Origin of the sequence: Pseudalkalibacillus salsuginis (genome assembly GCF_021646685.1) — a bacterium.
Classification (GTDB): domain Bacteria; phylum Bacillota; class Bacilli; order Bacillales; family Fictibacillaceae; genus Pseudalkalibacillus; species Pseudalkalibacillus salsuginis.
On record NZ_JAKJHW010000004.1, the window covers coordinates 229184 to 252842 of the forward strand.

The following is a 23659-nucleotide window of genomic DNA, read 5'->3' on the forward strand; positions in this document are numbered from 1 at the left end:
GATAATGTCTGAACGATTTTATTTTCTAGGAGGGACTAGACATGTCTGTTCTTGATAACTGGAATGAGTGGAAAGGTTTCCTCAGTGAACGTTTACGTCAAGCAGAGGAAAAAGGAATGAAGGACGGCGCGATTACTGAAATTGCGACTGAAATCGGAGGATACCTTGCTGATCAGGTTGAACCGAAGAACGCTGAAGAAAAAGTACTTGCAGACCTTTGGAATGTTGCTAGTGAAGAAGAGCGGCACTCAATCGCCAGCATGATGGTCAAGCTTGTACAAGAAAGACAGTAGGAGAAATAAGACTGATCCGATATGAATGTTAATATTCTCTGACCATTCGTAAGCTGATTCTTTGAAGGATCAGTCTTTTTCATTTAAAAATAAGTACTAGGCAATCCTTTTCACTTCGTTTAAGACTTGCCAAGTTTTCTTTAATTTTACTTTTCTTAATGTTGAAAATCATTTATCATTAGGATGTCGGATATTGGTGAATATGCAAAGGAGATGAGCAATGGATAAGCAGGAATGGTATTTAGAATATGAAATACATAAAAACCGTCCCGGGCTGCTGGGGGATATTTCTTCATTGCTCGGCATGCTTGGAATAAATATTATTACAATCAATGGTGTTGACAATATAAGACGCGGTATGTTGTTGTTGGCTCACAATCCTGAACAAGTCGAACGTCTGAAGACTATCCTTGAAACGATGGACAACATCACGATCACCAAGATGAGGAAACCGAAACTCCGGGATATTCTAGCTGTCAGACATGGGCGCTACATCCAAAGGGATGCAGATGATAAAAAGACTTTCCGCTTTGTCCGTGACGAGCTTGGATTGCTTGTTGACTTCATGGCAGAATTGTTCAAGATCGAAGGACACAAACTCATCGGGATCCGTGGAATGCCCCGTGTCGGTAAGACTGAATCGATTGTTGCAGCCAGCGTATGTGCAAACAAACGATGGGTTTTCGTTTCATCAACTCTTCTGAAACAAACGATACGTAACCAATTAGCGGATGATGAATACAGCAATGACCATGTTTTTTTAGTGGATGGAATTGTCTCCTTAAAGCGATCATCAGAAAAACATTGGCAATTGATCCGAGAGGTGATGAGACTTCCTGCAACTAAAATTGTTGAACATCCTGATATTTTTGTGAGGGATTCAGAGTATACGCTTGATGATTTTGATTATATCATTGAACTCCGAAATGATCCTGACGAAGAAATAACCTATGATGTCGTTGATAGGAATACGACAACCTTTGATTTTGATTTTGAATAGTGGCAGGTGGTAGCAAGTATGACAGAGCTTGGTCAGCGCTTGAAAGAAACACGATTGGAAAAACAGTTATCATACGAACAGTTACAGGATAAGACGAAAATCCAAAAGAGATATCTCCAAGCAATCGAAGAAGGAAAATACTCCGTATTACCAGGAGCTTTTTACGCACGTGCATTCATTAAAAATTATGCAGAAGCGGTCGGACTGGATCCAGAAGTGCTTTTTGAAGAACATGCAAGTGAATTGCCCGTAACAAATGAAGAACCGTCGGAATTCACACCTCGATCTTCAAAAACCAAAACGAACGTCCCGAAGGACAACAAGGTGGCAAAGGTGTTTCCAGTATTCCTGACAGTCGTTTTACTAGCCGCTCTATTATTGGCCTTTTACTGGGTGATACAAAACAACGCAGGTAACAACAGCTCTGAACCGAACACCGAAAATGTAGACAAGTATGAAAGTTCTGAAGGTGATAAGCCAGAAGAGTCTACGGAGACATCCGAGGATACAGGTGGGAATGACGGCAACAGCGACACTTCTGAAGAAGAAGACACTACAGAAACTGAATCTGAGCCTGAAAAAGAATCACAAGAGCAAAAGGTGGAAGAACTCTCTTCGGAAGGGAGCATCAAATCCTATTCGCTATCCGGCACAGAGGAATTCACGGTCGAATTGAAGATGACCGGAGATGCCTATGTCGATGTGAAGGATGAATCAGGTCAATACATCGAACCTGGAAGAAAAGTTTTCAAAGAAGGCGACACACAGCAATATGATCTTGCGGATAAAACTCAGGTGACATTCAACATCGGTGCAAGCCAGCATGTCGAAGTCACTGTCAATGGTGAACCACTCACATACGCGATGGAACCTTCCAAAAGACCACATCAGAAAATCGTCATCCAATATCAAAAAGGAAACGAAGAAGCCGATTAATCCATGGATTGGCTCAGCATGCATTTTAACAAGCAGTTGAGCTGGTCCTCTTTTTATTCGTTCTATCAAGTCCTGTTCAATATCCGCATCATACTTTCTAATAAGGCTACAGTGTTTGTTTTGTGACTGATTGTGGTAAAATATACATGTTTGAGCCTGATAACCGACAGGAGGAAGTTATGAACTTACCAAATAAAATCACGTTTTCCAGAGTAATGTTGATCCCTATTTTCATGGTATTTCTCCTTGTTCCATTCAACTGGGGAAGCCTTGAATTATGGAATGGGGTAATACCTATCCACCATTTCATCGCAGCACTAATTTTCATCATTGCATCATGTACAGATTGGATTGACGGCTATTACGCAAGAAAATTGAACCTGGTTACCAATTTCGGGAAATTTTTGGATCCACTGGCTGACAAGCTTTTGATCACAGCGGCACTTGTCGGACTCGTTGAGCTCCAACTTGCGCCAGCATGGATGGTCATTTTGATTTTGAGCCGTGAATTTGCGGTGACAGGACTGCGTCTGATTGCAGCTGGTGACGGAGATGTCATTGCCGCCAGCAATATGGGGAAATTGAAAACATGGATCCAAATCGTCGCGATAGCAGCATTGTTGCTTCATAATGTTCCATTCACCTTCATTTCATTCCCTTTTGCTGACATAGCCTTATGGGCAGCGACACTCATCACTGTCTATTCTGGATGGGATTATTTTACGAAAAACAAGCACATTATGCTAAAGTCAAAATAACGACAATGGAAGAGCTGACTCAAATCCGATGGAAAGTCAGCCCTTTTATTTCGGAGGAAGAGGTGAGTTTATGAACGCAGAAATCATTGCAATAGGCTCGGAGTTGCTATTAGGCCAAATCGCAAATACGAATGGCCAATTCATTTCTAAACAGCTGGCCGATCAAGGGATCAATGTGTTCCATCATTCGGTCGTCGGAGATAACAAACAACGACTTATTTCAACGATCCAGATCGCTGAAGAACGCGCTGACCTATTGATTTTCACTGGCGGGCTTGGTCCTACAAAAGATGACCTCACGAAAGAAACGATTGCAGAGCACCTTGGTCTCCCGCTGATCGAGAATAAAGAAGCGATGGATTTCATTGAAGGATATTACGAGAAAATTCAACAACCGATGTCAGAGAACAACCGCAGGCAAGCCCTTGTATTTGAAGGAGCTGCTGTACTGCCGAATAACTATGGGATGGCTCCGGGGATCGCTTTGCAAAAAGAGAACAAGACGTATGTTCTTTTGCCTGGGCCGCCGAAGGAAATGAAGCCGATGTTCACCGATTTCGCGATTCCATACATACAGCAATGGAGAGGGGAAGATGTAGAGCTTATTCTCTCACGTGTCCTCCGTTTCTATGGTATCGGTGAATCGGCACTTGAAACGAAATTGCTGGACCTCATCGAAGGACAGACGAACCCGACGATTGCACCTCTAGCGGGCAATTACGAGGTGACCTTGAGATTGACTGCCAAGTGTCAGACCGAGGATCAAGGTAAAAGAATGATAAGTGAACTCGAAAAGGAAATTTTTGATCGAGTCGGCCGATTTTTTTATGGCTATGATGACACTACACTTTCCTCCGAAGTCTTCAATACATTGCAAAATAATAAGCTAACAGTTTCTTGTGCTGAAAGTTTGACAGGGGGGTTTTTCGGACATGAACTGACGAAGCAGCCTGGGGCAGGGCAGATTTTACAGGGCGGCATCATATGCTATCAGAATGAGATCAAAAAGAATCAATTGAAGATCCCCGAAAAAGTGTTGGATGAAGATGGCGCGGTAAGTGAATTGTGTGCGAAACTGATGGCGGAAAATGTACGGGAATTATTTAAAAGTGATTATGGCGTCAGTTTCACTGGTGTGGCAGGTCCGAATGAAATGGAAGGAAAGCCTCCCGGCACAGTATATGTCGGAATCGCCTCCCCACAGGAAACGAAGGTATATCCGCTTAAGCTTGCTGGTGGCCGAAATGCAGTAAGGACCCGTACAGTCAACTATGGATTGTTTTATTTATTGAAACAACTTACAGGACAGCAGATTTCACAAAAAGGCGAATAAATGTTCGTAAAAAGTATTGGCAAAAGGTATAAAAAAAGGTATGATGAAGTTAGTTAATTTTAAGGAGTGATTGCATGAGTGATCGTAAAGCTGCATTAGATATGGCTTTAAGACAAATAGAAAAGCAATTTGGTAAAGGATCTGTCATGAAGTTGGGAGAACAGACGGAAAGTCGTGTTTCCACAACTTCAAGCGGATCACTCGCTGTGGATATCGCACTAGGTGTAGGTGGTTATCCGCGCGGCAGGATCATTGAAGTCTACGGACCTGAATCTTCAGGTAAAACAACTGTAGCCCTGCACGCGATTGCAGAATCACAACGGAATGGCGGACAGGCAGCATTCATCGATGCTGAACATGCTCTTGACCCGGTTTATGCTGAAAAGCTTGGTGTGGATATCAATGAACTGTTGTTATCTCAACCAGATACAGGGGAGCAGGCGTTAGAAATTGCTGAAGCCCTTGTACGTAGTGGAGCTGTAGACATCCTGGTCATCGACTCTGTCGCTGCCCTGGTACCGAAAGCTGAAATCGAAGGGGAGATGGGTGACTCGCACGTCGGACTTCAGGCTCGTTTGATGTCACAGGCGCTTCGAAAACTATCGGGAGCGATCAGCAAATCAAAAACAACAGCAATCTTCATCAACCAGATTCGTGAGAAGGTCGGCGTCATGTTCGGAAATCAACGATTAGTTGCTTGATCCGTAAAGGATTGAGGGAGTTTACTATGGGTTTCCCATGCTAGTGATAGCATGTTTAAAAAACCTTGTGAACCTTATTGCCTAAGGGTGTGGCATTTTAATGCTGCTAACGGTGAAGCCCTCCAATAGATGGGTAATACCGTGCCAAGCCTATTATAGGAAGGTGTAGAGACTACCGAAAAGGGCTCTCCGAAGAGTTAACTTAGTAGGGTACGGCAGAAGATAGGCTACTGCTGGAAGTGCAAGGCTCTCAGGTAAGATTGAGATGAAGAGATAGTCCACACTATAGAGATGGAAAATCTATAGAGAATGCCAGAAACAACTCCTGGGGGACGTGCCCTCAAATTCTATTCTTCTGTACGTCTAGAAGTACGTAGAGCAGAAACCTTGAAGCAAGGCAACGACATGGTCGGAAACAAGACACGTATCAAAGTCGTCAAAAACAAGGTTGCGCCTCCGTTCAAAACAGCAGAAGTAGATATCATGTACGGCGAAGGGATTTCAAGACAGGGTGAAATCCTCGATATCGGGTCTGAAATCGATGTGGTACAGAAGAGTGGGGCTTGGTACTCCTTCAATGGCGACAGGCTCGGTCAAGGACGCGAGAACGCAAAGCAATTCTTGAAGGAAAACGAAGCGATCGGAAATGAAATCTATCAACAGATCCGCTCTTATTATCAATTGAACACTGAAACGGCTGCAGCCAAAGAAGACGCAGGAGAGCAAGATTCTCTAGTATAATATATTTTGATGCAAGATGATCCGTTGATCGAATTCCGGGTCATCTTTTTTATGCTGTGAGCTCGTCATAAAGGACATAATACGTTTTTCCTGCCAAGTAAACTCTGTATTGTAAGCTCTTGACATTAAAAATAGACAACTATACAATTGATGTATATTGTTTGATTACTTTTACAATTGTTAAACAATGAAACAGCTGTATGTGAATAGCTAGCTTGATGAAAAACTATTCAATTTTACAACCAACAATTAGATAGCAAGAGGAGGTGAAAGGTATGTATATAGAATTTATCGTCCTCATCTCCATTTTGCTTGTCTCTGCAATCGTATTTGCAGTTGTTGGATATCTTGTTCGTAAATCAATTGCTGAAGCGAAAATTTCTAGTGCCGAGCATGCGGCAAAACAGATTATCGAAGATGGAAAACGAGAAGCTGAAGCTAGCAAAAAAGAGGCTTTGCTTGAAGCGAAAGATGAGATTCATCAGCAACGGGTAGAAGCCGAAAATGAAATTCGCGAACGCAGATCAGAACTTCAAAAACAAGAACATCGATTGGTACAAAAAGAAGAGGTCCTTGACCGCAAAAGTGAAACCTTAGATAAGAAAGAGGAATCATTAGAAAAAAGGGAGGATACTCTCACCAAAAAACAACAACAAATTGAAGAGATGGAAAGCAAAGTGGAGCAGGTGTTGCAGCAACAGCAACAGGAACTCGAACGTCTGTCTGGAGTTTCACGCGATGAAGCGAAGCAGTTAATCATGGATCAAGCCCAGTCGGAAATCGGCCATGAGCTTGCAGCTATGATTAAGGATCGTGAAAACCGCGCGAAGGAAGAAGCAGACAAGAAGGCGAAGGAGATTTTATCCTTAGCCATCCAACGTTGTGCTGCTGACCATGTAGCGGAAACGACTGTTTCTGTTGTCAATCTGCCGAACGATGAGATGAAAGGTAGAATCATCGGGCGTGAAGGACGTAATATACGTACCCTTGAAACATTGACGGGGATCGATCTGATAATCGATGATACACCTGAAGCGGTCATTCTTTCGGGATTTGACCCGATCAGGAGAGAAATTGCAAGAATTGCTCTTGATAAACTCGTTTCTGATGGAAGGATCCATCCAGCCCGTATTGAAGAGATGGTGGATAAATCCAGAAGGGAAGTTGATGAGTATATCAGGGAAATCGGTGAACAGACTACCTTTGAAATCGGAGTGCATGGCTTGCATCCTGACTTGATCAAAGTATTAGGTCGCTTGAAGTACCGTACAAGTTACGGTCAGAATGTACTCAAACATTCAATGGAGGTCGCACACTTGACCGGCTTGATGGCTGCAGAACTTGGGGAAGACGTCACAGTGGCTCGCAGGGCTGGACTGCTTCATGATATCGGTAAAGCAATCGATCACGAAGTGGAAGGAAGCCACGTTGAAATTGGAGTTGAACTTGCTCAGAAATACAAGGAACATCCGATTGTCATCAACAGTATCGCTTCACACCATGGAGATACTGAACCAACGTCAATCATTGCAGTCCTTGTCGCTGCTGCAGATGCTTTATCTGCTGCTAGACCTGGTGCTCGGAGAGAAACACTTGAGACATATATCAAAAGGCTTGAGAAGCTTGAAGAGATTTCCGAATCCTTCGATGGGGTCGAAAAATCATTTGCAATCCAAGCTGGACGTGAAATCCGGATCATGGTACGACCTGACATGGTGGATGATGTTGCGTCCCACCGTTTGGCTCGTGACATCACCAAGAAAATTGAAGATGAACTCGATTATCCTGGCCATATTAAAGTTACAGTCATTCGAGAGACAAGAGCAGTTGAATATGCGAAATAAAGCGGCGTAACACGCCGCTTTATTTTTTTTCATAAGATGAGATAATATATAATTTTGGTTGTGTGTATCCAGCTCCATCGCCTAACCATTTGGATCACTTCAGCCTTCCTGCGGTGGTCGACACATTGATTAACATCAAGTGTGGGGAGCCCACACAGAACCAAACTTTGTTTGGTTCGAGCCTCCTCGTCGGACTTCCAGTGACCTTCATGGTTGAGCAGGGCGATTCCGCTTTTCTTTGATTGGACACTGTTCGCATAAAATGGCATAGTTATGGGAAGAAGCAGAATAGGTGAAAATTATAGATATACTTACATAGATAGGGGTAAAAACAATATGAGAATTTTATTTATTGGTGATATTGTCGGGTCGCCTGGAAGGTCGATGGTTGAAACGTATCTCCCAAAATTGAAAAGTAAATATCAACCTACGTTGACTATTATCAACGGCGAAAACGCTGCACATGGACGTGGGATAACGGAAAAGATCACCAAAAACTTGAAGCAATGGGGTGCTCATGCGATCACTATGGGAAACCATACTTGGGACAACAAGGAGATCTTTACATTTATTGATGATGTTCCCCAGATGGTCCGTCCCGCAAATTTTCCAGAAGGTACACCTGGCAAGGGGTACACATTTGTAAAAATCAATGAGATTGAGGTAGCTGTCATAAATCTTCAAGGGCGTACATTCATGCCGCCTCTGGATTGTCCTTTCCGAAAAGCAGATGAGATTCTTGAAATAGTGAAGAATAGAACACCTTTCATATTTGTTGATTTCCATGCAGAGGCGACAAGTGAGAAGCAAGCGCTAGCATGGTATCTAGACGGTAGGGTGTCCGCATTAGTAGGGACACATACACACGTGCAAACTTCTGATAATCGTGTTCTCCCTGGAGGTACAGCTTATATTTCTGATGCTGGGATGACTGGTCCTTATGATGGAATTCTCGGGATGAGCAAGGAAGCGGTACTCAAAAAATTCCTGACAAATTTACCAGTTAGGTTTGAAGTGGAAAATGGTCGGGAACAGTTAAGTGGAGTCATAATCGATCTTGATCGGGTAACTGGACTAGCCAAATCGATTAAACGAATCCAGATCAACGATGATCATCCTTTCACGGAATAGTCTTCGCGAGGTTATGATTTAGAGGAATACAAGCTCACATCGTGAATATAGTAAAAGTGGTAGGATATCAATAAGGAGGTACAAATCATGGAAATATTAAAAGTTTCAGCAAAGTCCAATCCAAATTCTGTAGCTGGCGCGTTAGCTGGAGTCCTCCGTGAACGAGGTGCAGCCGAAATACAGGCAATCGGCGCTGGCGCTTTGAATCAAGCTGTGAAAGCAGTAGCTATTGCACGAGGATTTGTAGCACCTAGTGGAGTTGACCTCATTTGTATCCCTGCATTTACAGATATCTTGATTGAAGGAGAAGAAAGAACCGCCATCAAGTTGATTATTGAACCAAGATAATGATGTGTGTAAGCCTGTTTGTTCATTTGAGCAAGCAGGTTTTTATTTTGGAGTTGTTATCTAAAGGTTAATGGTGAATACTTGAAATTCGCGAGACTCCTATCGGAAAAACGAACAAGAAGAGACCCCACAGCGACCTACAATTTAAGGATCTTCGACTAAAGTCTACCACGTCCTGTGGGGAACGTTAAAGCCAGCATATCCTGTGAAGAATTAGACTAAGCCTGTAAAAAAGGCTGAGAAGTGATGTCCAGCTCCATCGCCAAACCACTTGGATCACTAGCGGCGACATTGATTTACATCTATTGTATGAGACCACACAGAACCGAAAGTTGTTTGGTTCGTTTGGTTCGAGCTTCCTCGTCAGTCTTTTAGTGGCCTTGGTGACCACCACTTCCGCTTTTATTTAGCCCGCGGAAGGGAGTGAATTTCACAACTATCCAACAATGGAATATAACAGATTGGGCTAGCATAGAAGTTAAGCTATTTTAAGTATATCATTATATGTAGTAGGAACCCTGTCCAAAATGGAATGAAGGAACATACTTCGCACCTGATCAGGGGATTTGACCAGGTTATTTATCGGTTCTTGGATAGGTTCATAACTTACTGTAGAGAGGGGGGTCTTAAATGCAAGTATTCGATGCTCATTGTGATGCTTTATTGAAGCTATGGCGGGATTCCGCTTTAACATTTGACGATACTGAATACCTCCAAGTCTCTTATCCTGGTTTGAAAGCTGCAGGGGGGAAGGTGCAGTGTTTTGCTGTCTATGTTCCAGATGATATTTTCGGAGACGCAAGATTCCAAGCAGCCATTGAAATGATCGATATATTCTATGAAAAAATCCTAAAACCCTATCCAGATCTAAAGGTGATCCAAACGAAAGAAGATATCGACTTTCTAAGTGAAGGGGATATCGGTGTCATGCTTACCTTGGAAGGGTGCGGACCGATTGCGAATGATTTATCCAGATTAAGGACATTGATCCAGCTTGGTGTGCGTTCTGTCGGGCTCACTTGGAATTTTGCCAACGACCTCGCGGACGGTGTACTCGAAAAAAGACAAGCTGGTTTATCCAACTTAGGAAAAGAAGCTGTGAGATTTTTAAATGAAAATAAAATCTGGACAGATGTCTCTCACTTAAGTGAAGCGGGATTTTGGGATGTGATGGAATTGACTGACCATGTCATCGCTTCCCATTCAAACGTGAAGAGATTGTGCAACCACCCAAGGAATCTCAATGATCGGCAAATCAAAGCATTGATTGAAAAAGATGCGGTGATGGGGATTACATTCGTCCCTTATTTCCTCAATAAGCGATCTCCAGTCCGGATAACTGAAATCCTAAAGCATATCGATCATGTCGCTTCCCTGGGCGGAGTCTACAATATCGGTTTCGGTTCTGACTTCGATGGAATTTCAGAAACAGTGATCGGACTGGATTCCTATTTCGGTTATGATCGATTACGAAACGAATTGCACAAACACTTTTCAGAAGAATATGTAAAAGGCTTTTGCTTTGATAATTTCTATAAAAGAATAAATTTTTAGATTTAGATACAATAGATGACTGAATATAGGAAATTTTCCTAAGAGAATACTTGCATTTTTATAGTGTTAGGTCTATTATTGTAGACGTTATAAATCATTTTTCTTCCTTAACCAAAGGGTTTTCTGACTCGGATGGTTCGGATGAAAAAATAACATACAATTGAAATTTTGATTGGAACAATAAAGGGGTGGAGTTCGAAATGGTAGATCAACTTTCATGGAAAGTTGGCGGACAACAGGGTGAAGGAATCGACAGCACTGGTGAAGTTTTTTCACTTGCTCAAAACCGATTAGGTTATTATCTCTATACATACCGTCACTTTTCTTCTCGTATTAAGGGAGGGCACACGAATAACAAAATCCGTGTTTCCACAAAGGAAATAGGTGCGGTTTCGGATGACTTGGATATCTTGGTGGCATTCGATCAGGAAACGATCGATGTAAACTACCACGAGTTGCACGAAGAAGGATTGATCATTGCAGACGCAAAGTTCAACCCGACTGCTCCAGAGGACTGTAAAGCAAAGTTGTATGCGGTTCCTTTTACCGAAATTGCGAATGAATTAGGGACCTCATTAATGAAGAACATGGTTGCAATTGGTGCGACAAGTGCGATACTTGGCCAATCGACAGAAGATTACCGTGAAATCGTTCAAGAAGTTTATGGTCGTAAAGGTGAAAAAGTGGTCGAGAAGAATATGGAGGCACTCCGTCAAGGTGCTGAGTATTTCAACGAGCAAGCAGGCGGTCCGATTGAGCGTCTTCAGCTGGAAAAAGCTGATGGTAAAAAGCGTATGTTCATAATCGGGAACGATGCAATATCCCTCGGTTTCTTAGTCGGTGGTGTACGTTTCATGTCTGCTTACCCGATTACCCCAGCATCTGAAATCATGGAATACATGATCAAACACCTTCCTAAGTATGGCGGAACCGTCATCCAGACAGAGGATGAAATTGCAGCAGCGACGATGGCGATCGGGGCGAATTACGCAGGAGTCCGTACGATCACTGCATCTGCTGGGCCTGGTCTATCCCTTATGATGGAAGCGATCGGCCTTTCAGGTATCACTGAAACTCCACTCGTAATTGTTGATACCCAACGTGGCGGTCCTTCTACGGGATTACCGACAAAACAAGAGCAATCTGATTTGATGGCGATGATCTATGGTACACATGGCGAGATTCCGAAAGTGGTTATCGCACCAAGTACTGCAGAAGAAGCGTTCTATGATGCTGTAGAAGCTTTGAACATTGCCGAGGAATATCAATGTCCTGTCATCGTGTTGTCAGACTTGCAGCTTTCATTAGGTAAGCAAACAGTCCAACCGCTTGATTACAGCAAGACAGAGATCCGCCGTGGGAAGCTCCAGGGTGATGAATTACCTGAGCTTGAAGCGAAAGAATACTTCAAACGTTATGAAGTGACTGAAGATGGGATTTCCCCTCGTGTCCTGCCTGGTACGAAGAATGGAATTTACCATGTGACAGGGGTGGAGCATGACCAAACGGGTAAACCATCTGAAGTAGCAGCTAACCGCCAGGATCAGATGGACAAACGGAACAGGAAACTTCAAAATTTGAAGTTCAAAAACCCAATATTCAAAAATGATAAGCATGATGAGGCTGATGTCCTTGTCGTCGGTTTCAATTCAACCCGCGGAGCGATTGAAGAAATGATGCCGCGTTTAGAGGACGACGGAATCAAAGTCAATCACGCACACGTACGCTTAGTGCACCCGTTCCCTGCAAAAGAAATGCAGGAAATGGTCGATTCTGCAAAGAAAGTCATCGTCGTTGAGAATAATTCAACCGGTCAACTTGCAAATATCATGAAGATGAACATTGGGAATCTTGATAAAATCAACAATGTGCTGAAATACAACGGGAATCCATTCCTGCCTTCAGAAATCTACACAAAATGCAAGGAGTTGTTATAGATGGCAACATTCAAAGATTTTCGTAACCAAGTAAAACCGAACTGGTGCCCAGGTTGTGGAGATTTCTCTGTTCAGGCGGCAATCCAGCGCGCTGCTGCGAATATCGGCTTAGAACCAGATGATTTGGCTGTTGTTTCTGGAATCGGATGTTCCGGACGTATTTCAGGCTATATCAATTCTTATGGATTCCATGGTATTCATGGACGATCATTGCCGATCGCCCAAGGAGTTAAAATGGCGAATCGCGATCTGACTGTCATCGCATCCGGCGGTGATGGAGATGGATTCGCAATTGGTATGGGACATACGATCCATGCAATCCGTCGCAACATCGATGTGACATACATCGTCATGGACAACCAGATCTATGGTTTGACGAAGGGTCAGACATCTCCTCGTTCTGATTTCGGATTCAAAACGAAGAGTACCCCGGAAGGGTCTGTGGAATCGTCGATTTCGATCATGGAAACAGCATTGACCGCTGGAGCGACATTCGTTGCCCAAAGCTTTTCCAGTGATTTGAAAGAATTGACCTCGTTGATTGAACAGGGGATCCAGCATAAAGGGTTCTCACTCATCAACGTGTTCAGCCCTTGTGTAACCTACAATAAGGTGAATACGTATGATTGGTTCAAAGAAAATCTAGTCAGCTTAGCTGATATAGAGAGCTATGATTCTTCAAACCGTATGATTGCAATGCAAACATTGATGGAAAACAATGGCCTTGTCAAAGGTTTGATTTATCAGGATAAAAATAAGAAGTCATATCAAGATCTTGCCCATGGATACAGTGAAACGGCATTATCCAAAGCGGATCTAAGCATTGATGACGAACAATTTAATGAACTTATTTCCGAGTTCATGTAACCTAACCGTTTACTAAAAACCTCATCTTTAACCGGATGGGGTTTTTTGAATGTTGTTTTCTAACGCCTGCGGCACCCCGACAGCCTCCTCTTCGGAATCTAGTTAAGCGCGGGTCGCTTCCGCTTTTGTTTAACCCGCTGAAAGCGAGTTATGTACGAAAACTTTCTTTTTGAATAAATCAACGATAATCAAAATAAAAGTAAAAAAACGAAATATAAACAAAATAAGGTATAGTTTAAGGGGAGTAATTGCAAAATGATATAGAGTGTCCTTCCATCAGTGATAACCGTATGTCCGCTCTATAAGGACACACCTTTACTGCTTAATGTTGTCATGATACAATTTCAGAGGGTAGTCTATTGTGGAATTAAAAGGAGTGTACACCGTGGAAGGAAAAATGAAAGCGATTATTAAGCACCATCGCGATAAAGGCGCTAAGCTCAAGATGGTAGATATCCCTCAAATAAAAAAAGATGAAGCATTGATCAAAGTAAAGGCCACTTCCATTTGTGGTACAGACGTACATATTTATGCCTGGGACGAATGGTCAGCAAGCAGAGTTCATCCCCCTTATATATTTGGTCATGAGTTTGCAGGAGAAGTCGTAGAAGTTGGGGCTGAAGTTACCAACGTCAAAATTGGTGACTCCGTTTCTGCAGAGACCCATATCGTTTGTGGGGAATGCCCGCAATGCTTGACCGGGAATGCCCACATATGCCGGAATACAAAAATCATTGGTGTAGACATCGATGGATGTTTTGCAGAATACGTCGCACTTCCAGCTAAAAATTTATGGGTAAATGACCCTGACCTGCCTATGGCTGTCGGTTCAGTGCAGGAACCAATGGGAAATGCTGTCCATACTATACTCGCTGGTGATGTTGCAGGCAGAACGGTAGCGGTTATCGGGTGCGGGCCGATTGGACTTATGGCTGTCGGTGTCGCAAAGGCTGCCGGTGCCTCCCAGGTGATCGCATATGATCTGAATGAATACCGCTTGAATCTTGCAAAAGAAATGGGTGCGACGACGACAGTCAATTCAAAAGAACAAGACCCTGTTGAAGTCACTATGAGACTGACAGATGGAAACGGTGTCGAGGTTGTCTGTGAAATGTCTGGACATCCAGCAGCGATCGATCAGGGATTCAAGATGCTTACCAATGGTGGACGTATGTCGATTTTGAGTCTGCCTGTCAAACCTGTAGAAGTCGACATTACGAATGATATCGTGTTCAAGGGAATTACAGTCCAAGGGATCACAGGACGAAAAATGTTCGAAACGTGGCGCCAGGTAGCGGGACTCCTGGGGTCAGGGCAGGTGGATGTTGAAAAGATGATTACACATGAATTCCCGCTAGAAGATTTTGAAAAGGGCTTTGAATTGATGCTGCAAGGAAAATGTGGAAAAGTGGTATTGAAGCCTTAATAAGAGGTTTTCCATGAATTATTGCAATCATTATCATGATAGGAGGAATGAGTAGTGAAAGGTTTTGAGTATCTGCAAAACGAACTTGATCAAATGAAGTCTGAAGGTGTATTCCGCGAATTGATCCCTTTAGAATCTGAACAAGGAGCAAGGGTCGTTATCAAAGGAAAAGAAGTCATCCAGTTATCATCCAACAACTATTTTGGCCTTACCGACCATCCGCGGATGAAGGAGGCTGCCATGGAAGCCGTTGAAAATTACGGAGTAGGGACAGGATCTGTCCGTACGATTGCGGGTACGTTAGCGATGCATGAAGAATATGAGAAAAAGCTCGCAGAATTCAAGCATACTGAAGCGGCTCTCGTTTTCCAATCCGGGTTCACGACGAACCAGGGTGTTCTATCATCCATCTTGACGAAGGAAGATGTCGTCATTTCAGATGAATTGAACCATGCTTCGATCATCGATGGAATCCGTCTGACCAAAGCTGATAGAAAAATCTACAATCATGTCGATGTTGAAGATCTTGAGCGTGCCTTAAAAGAATCTTCCGATTACCGTGTCCGTCTCGTCGTAACAGATGGAGTGTTCTCTATGGACGGAAACATCGCACCGCTTCCTGAAATCGTGGAGCTTTGTGAAAAATATGATGCGATCCTTATGGTGGATGATGCGCATTCAAGTGGTGTCCTTGGTCGAAACGGCCGTGGATCGATCGATCACTTTGACTTGAATGGGCGTGTACATATCCAAGTCGGAACGCTCAGCAAGGCAATTGGAGTATTAGGCGGATATGTTGCAAGCACACAAGCATTAAGAGATTATCTCGTTCATAAAGGACGTCCATTCTTATTCAGCACATCCCATCCTCCAGCAGTGACAGCAGCATGCTCAGCCGCGATAGATGTCCTTTTAGAAGAACCAGAATTGATCGAAAAGCTATGGGAGAACGCAAAATTCTTCAAAGACGGTCTGAGGCAGCTTGGGTTTGATACTGGTAAAAGTGAAACACCGATCACCCCTGTTGTTGTAGGTGACGCGGCACTGGCTCATAAGCTTTCTGATAAACTATTCGAGTATGGCGTATTTGCCCAGGGGATCGGCTTCCCGACTGTAGCAAAAGGATCAGCTCGAGTACGTACTATCGTGACTGCACAGCATAGTAGGGAAGACTTGCAAGAAGCGCTTGACGCATTTGAAAAGGCTGGTAAAGAACTGAATATCATTTAATATTGGAAAACAAAAGGGCTGTCCCAAAACAATCGTGTCACACAACACCAATACAGCATTTTTATCAATACCACGCTTCCTCAAAATGTTGTTCAAAAAAGGTGAAGTCAGACACTTATGGGACTGCCCCTTTTTCAGTATAAGTCCATCCAAAGCTCAAACCTGGTTGTGCAAGTTTTTTTCATGTGACTTGACTTTTCTGGCATCAATATCTTCTTTCAAATTCTCACCCATTTTCCTTGTAGTATACACTAATTGTATATTCGACTACTGATCTTCATGGTCAAGCGTACCTGAATTTGTTATAATAAACTAGTTAACTACACAGATTATTAGGACCTTAAAGCGTTTATATAGAATTAGATTTTGAAGTAAGGAGTGAGAAGATTGAAAAAGGATACCTCCGTAATCGAATCACCGGAACATAAGAAAGAAGCAAAAGATTACTCGAAGTATTTTCAAACAACGTATCAGCCTCCATCCCTGAAGGATGCGAAACGCCGGGGAAAGGAAAAGATCCAGTTTCATAAAGACTTTACGATAGATGATGACTTCAAAAATATCGGACAGGGGAAAAAGTTCTTGATCCGTACGTATGGTTGTCAAATGAATGAACATGATACTGAAGTCATGGCAGGGATATTGACGGATATGGGATTCGAATCGACTACAGACACAAAGGATGCGGATGTCATCCTGCTCAATACGTGTGCAATTCGAGAAAATGCTGAAAACAAAGTATTTGGGGAGATCGGCCACTTGAAGCCGCTCAAGCTTGAAAAACCCGGCCTGATCCTCGGGATATGTGGTTGTATGTCCCAGGAAGAGTCTGTCGTCAATAAAATCATGCAAAAGCACCAGCATATCGATTTGATTTTCGGTACGCACAATATCCACCGACTTCCACAATTAATTAAAAATGCTGTCTTCAGTAAAGAGATGGTCATTGAAGTATGGTCGAAGGAAGGAGATATCGTTGAGAATCTTCCCAGAGTGCGTAAGGGGAATATCAAAGGATGGGTCAATATCATGTATGGCTGCGATAAATTCTGTACCTATTGTATCGTCCCTTATACAAGAGGTAAGGAACGGAGCCGCCAGCCAGAAGATATCATTGAAGAAGTACGACATCTTGCAAGAAACGGTTACCAAGAAATCACTTTGCTTGGGCAGAATGTCAATGCATATGGAAAAGATTTTGATGATATGGAGTATGGGCTTGGAGACTTGATGGATGAGATACGTAAGATCGACATCCCGCGTGTCCGTTTCACAACAAGCCATCCACGGGATTTTGACGATCATCTTATTGATGTCCTGACAAAAGGCGGGAACCTTGTCGAGCATATCCATTTGCCTGTCCAACATGGAAGTTCTGATGTGTTGAAGTTGATGGCGCGTAAATATACAAGGGAACACTATATGGAGCTTGTACAAAAGATCAAGAACAAGATTCCACAAGCTGTCTTTACGACAGATATCATCGTTGGGTTCCCGAACGAAACCGAAGAACAATTTGAAGAAACCTTGTCGCTTGTGAGAGAAGTTGAATACGATATGGCCTTCACATTTATCTATTCACCAAGGGACGGTACTCCTGCTGCGAAGATGGAGGACAATGTACCGATGGAAGTGAAAAAAGAACGTCTTCAACGACTGAACAGCGTCATGAATGAAATCTTCCTTAAGAAGAACAAGGCATTGGATGGTCAGGTCGTGGAAGTATTGGTTGAAGGGGAAAGTAAAAAAGACCCTGATGTGCTGGCTGGTTATACCAGAACGAATAAACTGGTGCATTTCCGGGGACCGAAATCGTTGATTGGTAAACTTGTCAATGTGAAAGTGACAGATCCTAAAACATGGAGTCTCAATGGTGAGCTTGTAGAAACGGCAGAGGTGAGGGTATAATGGCACACTATACTAGGAAACAGGTTATTGAAAAAGCAGAAGAGCTGGCGAAAATGATCTCTTCGACAGAAGAAGTGGACTTCTTCAAAAAAGCGGAAGAAAAAATAAACGAAAATGATAAAGTACAAAAGTTGATCGGTAAAATCAAAATGTATCAACAGGAAGCGGTCAACCTTCAGCACTATCAAAAGCACGAGGCGCTGAAAAGAGTGGAAGACAAGCTTGCGAGCCTTCATGCTGAAGTGGACGCCATTCCGATCGTAATGGAATTCAAGCAATCACAAACAGATGTGAACGACCTTTTACAGTTGATCACCTCCACGATTTCGAATACTGTAACGAATGAAATCATTCGTGAAACAGGCGGTGATCAGTTGAAGGGGATGACAGGATCAGCAGTCAAACATAAACGATATTAATACACGGAGCTGTCCCAAAGCAATCGTGTCAGACACACCAACACAACATTTTGTATTCATCACGATTTTTTACAAAATGTTGTTCGGAATGGTGAAGTCAGACACTTATGGGACAGCCCTTTCTTTTGATTCTAAAAAATCGTTGCTAATTGAATGCTGATAAGGAAATGAAAGCTGGAAATATTTAGACCGCATCAGTCCTCTGTTGCGGTCGATACATTGATTTACATCTAATGTATGAGCCCACGAAGAACCGAACTTTGTTTGGGTCGATCCCCTCGTCAGCCTACCATTAACCTAGTGACTAGGCGGGTGTTTCTGCTTTTCTTTCGTCCGCGGAAAGCCAAATTTGTAAAGCAACAATCTATACGAGATTACTTTCCAGAAAATTCATGAAGCAGCATTGATGGACTGCTTCAATCGTTCAAACAGAAATTTCAAGACGACTGCCATCAGAAAATAGATGATAAAAGAATACATATGGCTCCAATTCAGCTGCTCATAAAATCCCAAATGGATGAAAAGCGGTTCAATGATGAACGCCCCTGTTCCAGAGAGCAGGGAAGCAGCCAGAATGTAGCGCTTCCATGTATGGACCATTTGATAGGTGATCATATAGCCGACTGGGAGAGCGGCATAATCCATCGGGACAAAATGGGGCACTTGATCGAACAATTTTTCATGGTATACCCACCATCCGTTATGGACTCCCATCGTATCGATGAAAATAGCAATGATCGAGACGAGTGATCCAAAAGTTAAGACTTCAAATATACGGGTTCGATCAAAAACTTTCCACCATATTAACCAAGGAAGAATGAACAATAGCAAACTGATCAACTTTTGTATAAGGATATTCATAAGATAAGCTCACCTTCTGCTTGTCAGGATAGGGAAATATTTAAAGAAAATATTAAAATGATAATAATGAAGAGTGAAATCAAATAGGAAAGTAGAGGCTTGACATAATGGAGCCGTAGCATCGGAAACATCATACAAAGGAAGAGGAACGAGTAAAATAAATTCCAACCACGGAAGTATTCGATTTTTCCGAATGCATTTCCTAGGGCTTCAAATCCGATATAAATACCAACCCATTTTAAAATACGCAAAACCTTCCGGACTGTGGTCGTTGGATAGTTGCTTAAGTATAGAAGGACGGTGGCTGGGAAAATGACGAATAAATACAGCAACTCAGTTACGACGTAGGATATACCCATATCCGGTACGATCCGCCATAACAATTGATCCTTACAAAGGAAAAAATAGAGCAAATTCATGCTGATTAGATAAAGGATCGTGGCATGATATTGACTCCAGTTCTTCCATTTTCCCTGTTTCCAGGTTGCAAATATGGATAGCAAAACCAGTGAGACATGCATGAAAAGCCCCCCTTATTACAAATCGTATTAACCATCATGAAGTGATACCGGTTTCAAGGATTTCTACATTAACGTCAACCTCAATATCGGCTGATGGATAAATTTCTTTCCAGTGATCATAATCAAACCCGCGTACTCTGCTTTTTAGAACATTACCAAATCCGATCGGATCAATGTTCTTTTCCTTAAATTCTTCAAGCATATTCAAACAATCTTCTTCCAGATCTTTTTCTAGCTTACCTTCAAGCTTTGTCAGGAATTTAGGATCCTGAGGTAATTTGAATCTTGTTGTTTCATTCAATATTCCATCCAGGTTTATTTCAACTCGGAACTTTGGATCTTCCATTTTTCTAACGACATGATATTTAACCCCCGATCCGATGTTTTCAATGATGTAATCATGGTTTTCATACTCGATCTTCCGATTCCCGCGTTTCATGTTTTCTTTCATGATTTTGAACACAAAACTATCCGAAAAAGGGACGGTATGGACAAATCTACCTTTTTTAAAAAAAGCGATCCCCTGGATGTCTATATGATCACTGTATCTCTTCAGCAACGGGAGAAAGCCGTCCATCCCTTCCGCATTATAAGCATATGAAAAGTCATGCAGATTTGTTGTCGGGAAATTTTCCTCTATATTATTTTTTATTATCCCGTTGATATACCTTGCAGTCCGTTCACTTTCAGAGTACTCGGTTTCGATCATATTTTTTGAAGAACCATCGACTACAGCCAAATAGACCTCTCTTCCGATACTTGCATCTCTCAACAAATTGTCGAGTAGAAAGGAGATGTCATTTTCGGCAAGTTCTTCATTATAGAGATTAACTGTGACCTTTCCATGGATCAACGGTTTAGAGGACTTCCCTTGTAACTTGGCATGTATCTCTTTTAACGTTTCACCTGTAGCGGTAAAATACTTTTCTGATGTAGTGGAACCCGTTTCAAATCGACTGAACTCTGGCACTGAAACCGTTCCTCTGAACTTTTCCTCATCGATATAATCATATCCGGCAATTTGTATGATCGCTACATCCTCTATGCTATTTATTTCACAGCCTGCAAGTACACAGATTGAGATATAGATAGGGACGAACCGGTAGATAATCTTAAGCATGTCGTTTCCTCGCTTTTTTCATAGCTTTTTGAATAATGAACAAGATGGGAATATACAAAAGGACATAGAAGCCAATTTTACCAGTCCAATCGTTCAACGTATCGATCATCTCTCTGTCTTTCAACAATCCGGATGCGATATAAAGGATAATGAAATAGAGAATGAGAACCCACCGCTGTCTGAAATGGAACACTCGCCGGGGAATTCTGCTTGCAGCCCATAAAGCCAAACATATATTGGGTAAAATTACATAAACCCACAGGGCTATACCAACATATTCAAACCTTTCCACAAAAGGAAGCTCGACGATTTTCCATAAGGAAATGGTCGGCCAGATGACACTCTGAATCCCTTTTTCGCTGTAATAGATGAAGGATACAAGTGCTGTTACAAGGTAAAGAAGAGTAGTGAAAAAAACACCATGGTGCGCCCATTTTTTTGAGGAAACAGGTTTTTTGATGAACGGATAATAGATCAATAACAATTCAATTCCCAAATAACTCAAGGTTACTGTTTTGGTTGCTGCTAAAATTTCAATGAGGGTATGGTCGATTACCGGGAATAGGTTTTCCAAATGTGCGTATTGAATAGGATAGAATTTCAATGCAAGGATAGGCAAACCAAGGATGACACTGAACAGACACATACCGGTAACAATACGGAAGCCACCTGCTGCAAAATAATAGGCCAATAAAAGGAAAAGGAACGTAAATACCCAAACATTCAGACGTGGGAAGATCCACACCTGGACAACTTCGACAAAGGTTCGGATAACAGTCAGTGTGAGCAACAGATAATAGAAGCTGAAGATGATACTGAATAATCCACCGAGAAACTTACCGAAGATATCGTTGTGGACAGAAACAAGGTCTCCGTCACTATCTTCAAGGATATGATAGATCATCCATAGTAGAATATGCATGATCACGCCCCCGATTAGTATCGAGACCCATGCATCATAACCCGCATCTTTTACGATATAACGTTCAAATCCTAAAATACCGATACCTACTTGCATGGAGTGAATCAAAAAAAAGACAAGAGTCGGTGAAACCTTCACATTTTCCGAGAGAGCCTGTGTGCCTGATTGTTTGGGTCTAATCATCGATATCTCTCTTTTCCTGGACACGATTTGGGTTAAAACGTGTTGAATCATCAGCCCGCGTCTGCATTGGCCTTTTCGACTGTAAACTGAAAGGCAAGCGGATGAAAGCATCCTTCAAATCCCTGAACCGCAGTGGATAGAGCGGTGCAAAAAATGGCCTTCCAATTGATTGGAGTCGAATCAGGTGACCGATGAAAAAGGCCATGCACATCGATATTCCCACCAACCCCCAAAGTTGTGCGGAAAGTAGAAAAGGGAATCGGATAAGCCGGATTGTATTACCGATTTGATAAACAGGTGTTGTGAAAGATGCTAACGCTGCAAGTGCAGTGATGATCAACAGCACATTACTTGTCAAACCTGCTTCGACTGCTGCTGTCCCGATGACGATACCGCCAACGATACCGATCGTCTGGCCGACCTTTGCAGGTAGTCGAGCTCCTGCTTCCCGAAGCAACTCGATGGTCAACTCTAATACGAGAACTTCCATGATCGGTGGAAAGGGTATATCTGCCCGAGAAGAAACAATAGTCGCCATCATATCCTCAGGTATCATTTCTTGATGGTGCGTCAAGACTGCCACATATAAAGAAGTGCTCAACACGGAAAATATGACAGCGAATAAACGGATCAGACGAAATGCAGACGCCAGGTGCCAGGGCAAGAAGTAATCATCTGATGCAGAAAAGAATTCGACGATGGTCGTAGGGCATGTCAAAGCATGGGGAGACCCATCGACGATGATGGCGATCTTTCCTTCCACTAATACCTCAGTCACTCGGTCCGGTCGTTCCGTATCTAAAAATTGTGGGAAAGGTGAGTTTGAATTGTCTGACATCATTTGTGTAAGGAACGAACTATCGATGATCTGGTCATATTCGATTGCATTCAAACGTTGAAGGACAGTATTAAGGTTCTCTTTATTTGCGATCCCCTCAATGGATATGACGGCCACCCGGGTTTTCGTCAGTTTGCCGATCATCACTTCACGAATGGTCAATTGCGGTAATGTCAGGCGTTTTCTCAAAAGGTTTATGTTCGTATCCAGCGACTCGACGAACGCTTCCTTCGGACCGACAACACTAAACTCCACTTCAGGAATACTGACTTTTCTTGTCTCGACTGTAGTTGCCGGAATTAAAAGCGCCCGGTCATCGGTTTCTTTCATCCGGATCATGATATCTCCTTGCATGATTCTTATCCGGATTTCCTCTAAATCATCGGTGATCTTGATGTTGTTGACTGGAACATGATCTTTAATTTCTTCTAAATCTTTCAATTGTTGCGATTTAAGTACTGGTAAAATTGATTTATGTAGGAATTTCGGTTCGATTATGGTCTTTATGTAAGAAACGATACAATCCGTCGGACCCGTAAGGGGATCAGATGTAAAGTCCTTCGATTGTTTAAGAGTCTCGATCAAAGAATGGATGGAGTCATTTTGTTGAACTTGTGGATCTTTTGGAAATCTTTTTTTATTCTTCCACCATTTCAACATCTCATTTCCCCCTACTGAATGTAAATAAGCCCTAACCTGATAATGAATGGTTGTTCTTATCATTTTTTACTGTAGGCTTATTATTTATACTTCATTAGGAAAAGATAGGGAAGGAAAGGTGGAGGTTT

Annotated in this window: 21 protein-coding genes and 1 pseudogene; 17 read left to right on the forward strand and 5 right to left on the reverse strand. The window is 42.5% G+C overall.

The genetic code is table 11. The annotated features are described in order from the left end of the window. Positions 1-41 precede the first annotated feature (41 nt). The 17 genes and pseudogenes from L1611_RS12965 to L1611_RS13045 all read left to right on the forward strand — a co-directional run bounded on the left by L1611_RS12965 (position 42) and on the right by L1611_RS13045 (position 18426). The gene (locus L1611_RS12965) at positions 42-293 is read left to right on the forward strand and encodes a DUF3243 domain-containing protein (protein WP_236313822.1); all 252 of its coding nucleotides are present in this window, start codon (positions 42-44) and stop codon (positions 291-293) included. 220 nt (positions 294-513) lie between these two features. Beyond that, positions 514-1293 (forward strand): DUF3388 domain-containing protein, encoded by a 780-nt coding sequence (locus L1611_RS12970; RefSeq protein WP_236313823.1) that lies wholly within the window; start codon positions 514-516, stop codon positions 1291-1293. Positions 1294-1311: 18 nt separating this feature from the next. Next, positions 1312-2229: a helix-turn-helix domain-containing protein gene (locus L1611_RS12975; RefSeq protein ID WP_236313824.1), complete on the forward strand. Its 918-nt coding sequence runs from the start codon at positions 1312-1314 to the stop codon at positions 2227-2229. A 179-nt stretch (positions 2230-2408) separates the two neighbouring features. Continuing rightward, complete coding sequence (gene pgsA, locus L1611_RS12980) at positions 2409-2987, forward strand: CDP-diacylglycerol--glycerol-3-phosphate 3-phosphatidyltransferase (protein WP_236313825.1); 579 nt, start codon at positions 2409-2411, stop codon at positions 2985-2987. 70 nt (positions 2988-3057) lie between these two features. Next, positions 3058-4320: a competence/damage-inducible protein A gene (locus L1611_RS12985; protein WP_236313826.1), complete on the forward strand. Its 1263-nt coding sequence runs from the start codon at positions 3058-3060 to the stop codon at positions 4318-4320. A gap of 74 nt (positions 4321-4394) precedes the next feature. Continuing rightward, positions 4395-5003, forward strand: a pseudogene (recA, locus tag L1611_RS12990) (recombinase RecA); the annotation flags it as partial. Positions 5004-5330: 327 nt separating this feature from the next. Next, on the forward strand, positions 5331-5762 hold the full coding sequence (locus L1611_RS12995; RefSeq protein ID WP_407681730.1) for a recombinase RecA family protein: 432 nt from the start codon (positions 5331-5333) through the stop codon (positions 5760-5762). A gap of 275 nt (positions 5763-6037) precedes the next feature. Then, positions 6038-7606, forward strand: coding sequence for a ribonuclease Y (gene rny, locus L1611_RS13000; RefSeq protein WP_236313827.1), 1569 nt, complete (start codon positions 6038-6040; stop codon positions 7604-7606). Between the two features lie 336 nt (positions 7607-7942). Beyond that, a complete protein-coding gene (locus tag L1611_RS13005) occupies positions 7943-8737 on the forward strand; it encodes a TIGR00282 family metallophosphoesterase (RefSeq protein ID WP_236313828.1) in 795 nt (264 codons plus the stop codon). Between the two features lie 87 nt (positions 8738-8824). After that, positions 8825-9085, forward strand: a complete 261-nt coding sequence (gene spoVS, locus L1611_RS13010; RefSeq protein ID WP_104848942.1) for a stage V sporulation protein SpoVS — start codon at positions 8825-8827, stop codon at positions 9083-9085. 630 nt (positions 9086-9715) lie between these two features. Next, positions 9716-10639: a dipeptidase gene (locus L1611_RS13015; protein ID WP_236313829.1), complete on the forward strand. Its 924-nt coding sequence runs from the start codon at positions 9716-9718 to the stop codon at positions 10637-10639. 200 nt (positions 10640-10839) lie between these two features. After that, positions 10840-12576: a 2-oxoacid:acceptor oxidoreductase subunit alpha gene (locus L1611_RS13020; RefSeq protein ID WP_322972551.1), complete on the forward strand. Its 1737-nt coding sequence runs from the start codon at positions 10840-10842 to the stop codon at positions 12574-12576. Beyond that, the gene (locus tag L1611_RS13025; protein ID WP_236313831.1) at positions 12577-13443 is read left to right on the forward strand and encodes a 2-oxoacid:ferredoxin oxidoreductase subunit beta; all 867 of its coding nucleotides are present in this window, start codon (positions 12577-12579) and stop codon (positions 13441-13443) included. A 385-nt stretch (positions 13444-13828) separates the two neighbouring features. Then, positions 13829-14869: an L-threonine 3-dehydrogenase gene (gene tdh, locus L1611_RS13030; protein WP_236313832.1), complete on the forward strand. Its 1041-nt coding sequence runs from the start codon at positions 13829-13831 to the stop codon at positions 14867-14869. 54 nt (positions 14870-14923) lie between these two features. Next, positions 14924-16099: a glycine C-acetyltransferase gene (locus L1611_RS13035; protein ID WP_236313833.1), complete on the forward strand. Its 1176-nt coding sequence runs from the start codon at positions 14924-14926 to the stop codon at positions 16097-16099. Between the two features lie 387 nt (positions 16100-16486). Then, entirely contained in the window at positions 16487-18007 is a 1521-nt protein-coding gene (miaB, locus tag L1611_RS13040) for a tRNA (N6-isopentenyl adenosine(37)-C2)-methylthiotransferase MiaB (RefSeq protein ID WP_265738447.1), read from the forward strand. Continuing rightward, entirely contained in the window at positions 18007-18426 is a 420-nt protein-coding gene (locus L1611_RS13045) for a YlbF/YmcA family competence regulator (protein ID WP_236313840.1), read from the forward strand. Before miaB ends, L1611_RS13045 begins: the two co-directional genes overlap by 1 nt. A 390-nt stretch (positions 18427-18816) precedes the next feature. On the opposite strand, the gene L1611_RS13050 is transcribed toward L1611_RS13045, so the two are convergent. Genes L1611_RS13050 through L1611_RS13070 form a run of 5 tightly spaced genes read right to left on the reverse strand, consistent with a single transcriptional unit; the run spans position 18817 to position 23531 of the window. Next, the gene (locus L1611_RS13050; RefSeq protein ID WP_236313850.1) at positions 18817-19287 is read right to left on the reverse strand and encodes a CBO0543 family protein; all 471 of its coding nucleotides are present in this window, start codon (positions 19285-19287) and stop codon (positions 18817-18819) included. Positions 19288-19310: 23 nt separating this feature from the next. Beyond that, the gene (locus tag L1611_RS13055) at positions 19311-19808 is read right to left on the reverse strand and encodes a CBO0543 family protein (protein WP_236313851.1); all 498 of its coding nucleotides are present in this window, start codon (positions 19806-19808) and stop codon (positions 19311-19313) included. A gap of 34 nt (positions 19809-19842) precedes the next feature. After that, positions 19843-20928, reverse strand: a complete 1086-nt coding sequence (locus L1611_RS13060; RefSeq protein WP_236313852.1) for a Ger(x)C family spore germination protein — start codon at positions 20926-20928, stop codon at positions 19843-19845. Beyond that, on the reverse strand, positions 20921-22033 hold the full coding sequence (locus L1611_RS13065) for a GerAB/ArcD/ProY family transporter (protein WP_236313853.1): 1113 nt from the start codon (positions 22031-22033) through the stop codon (positions 20921-20923). Before L1611_RS13065 ends, L1611_RS13060 begins: the two co-directional genes overlap by 8 nt. Further along, positions 22026-23531 (reverse strand): spore germination protein, encoded by a 1506-nt coding sequence (locus L1611_RS13070; RefSeq protein ID WP_236313855.1) that lies wholly within the window; start codon positions 23529-23531, stop codon positions 22026-22028. The genes L1611_RS13065 and L1611_RS13070 overlap by 8 nt, the downstream gene beginning before the upstream one ends. Positions 23532-23659 lie beyond the last annotated feature (128 nt).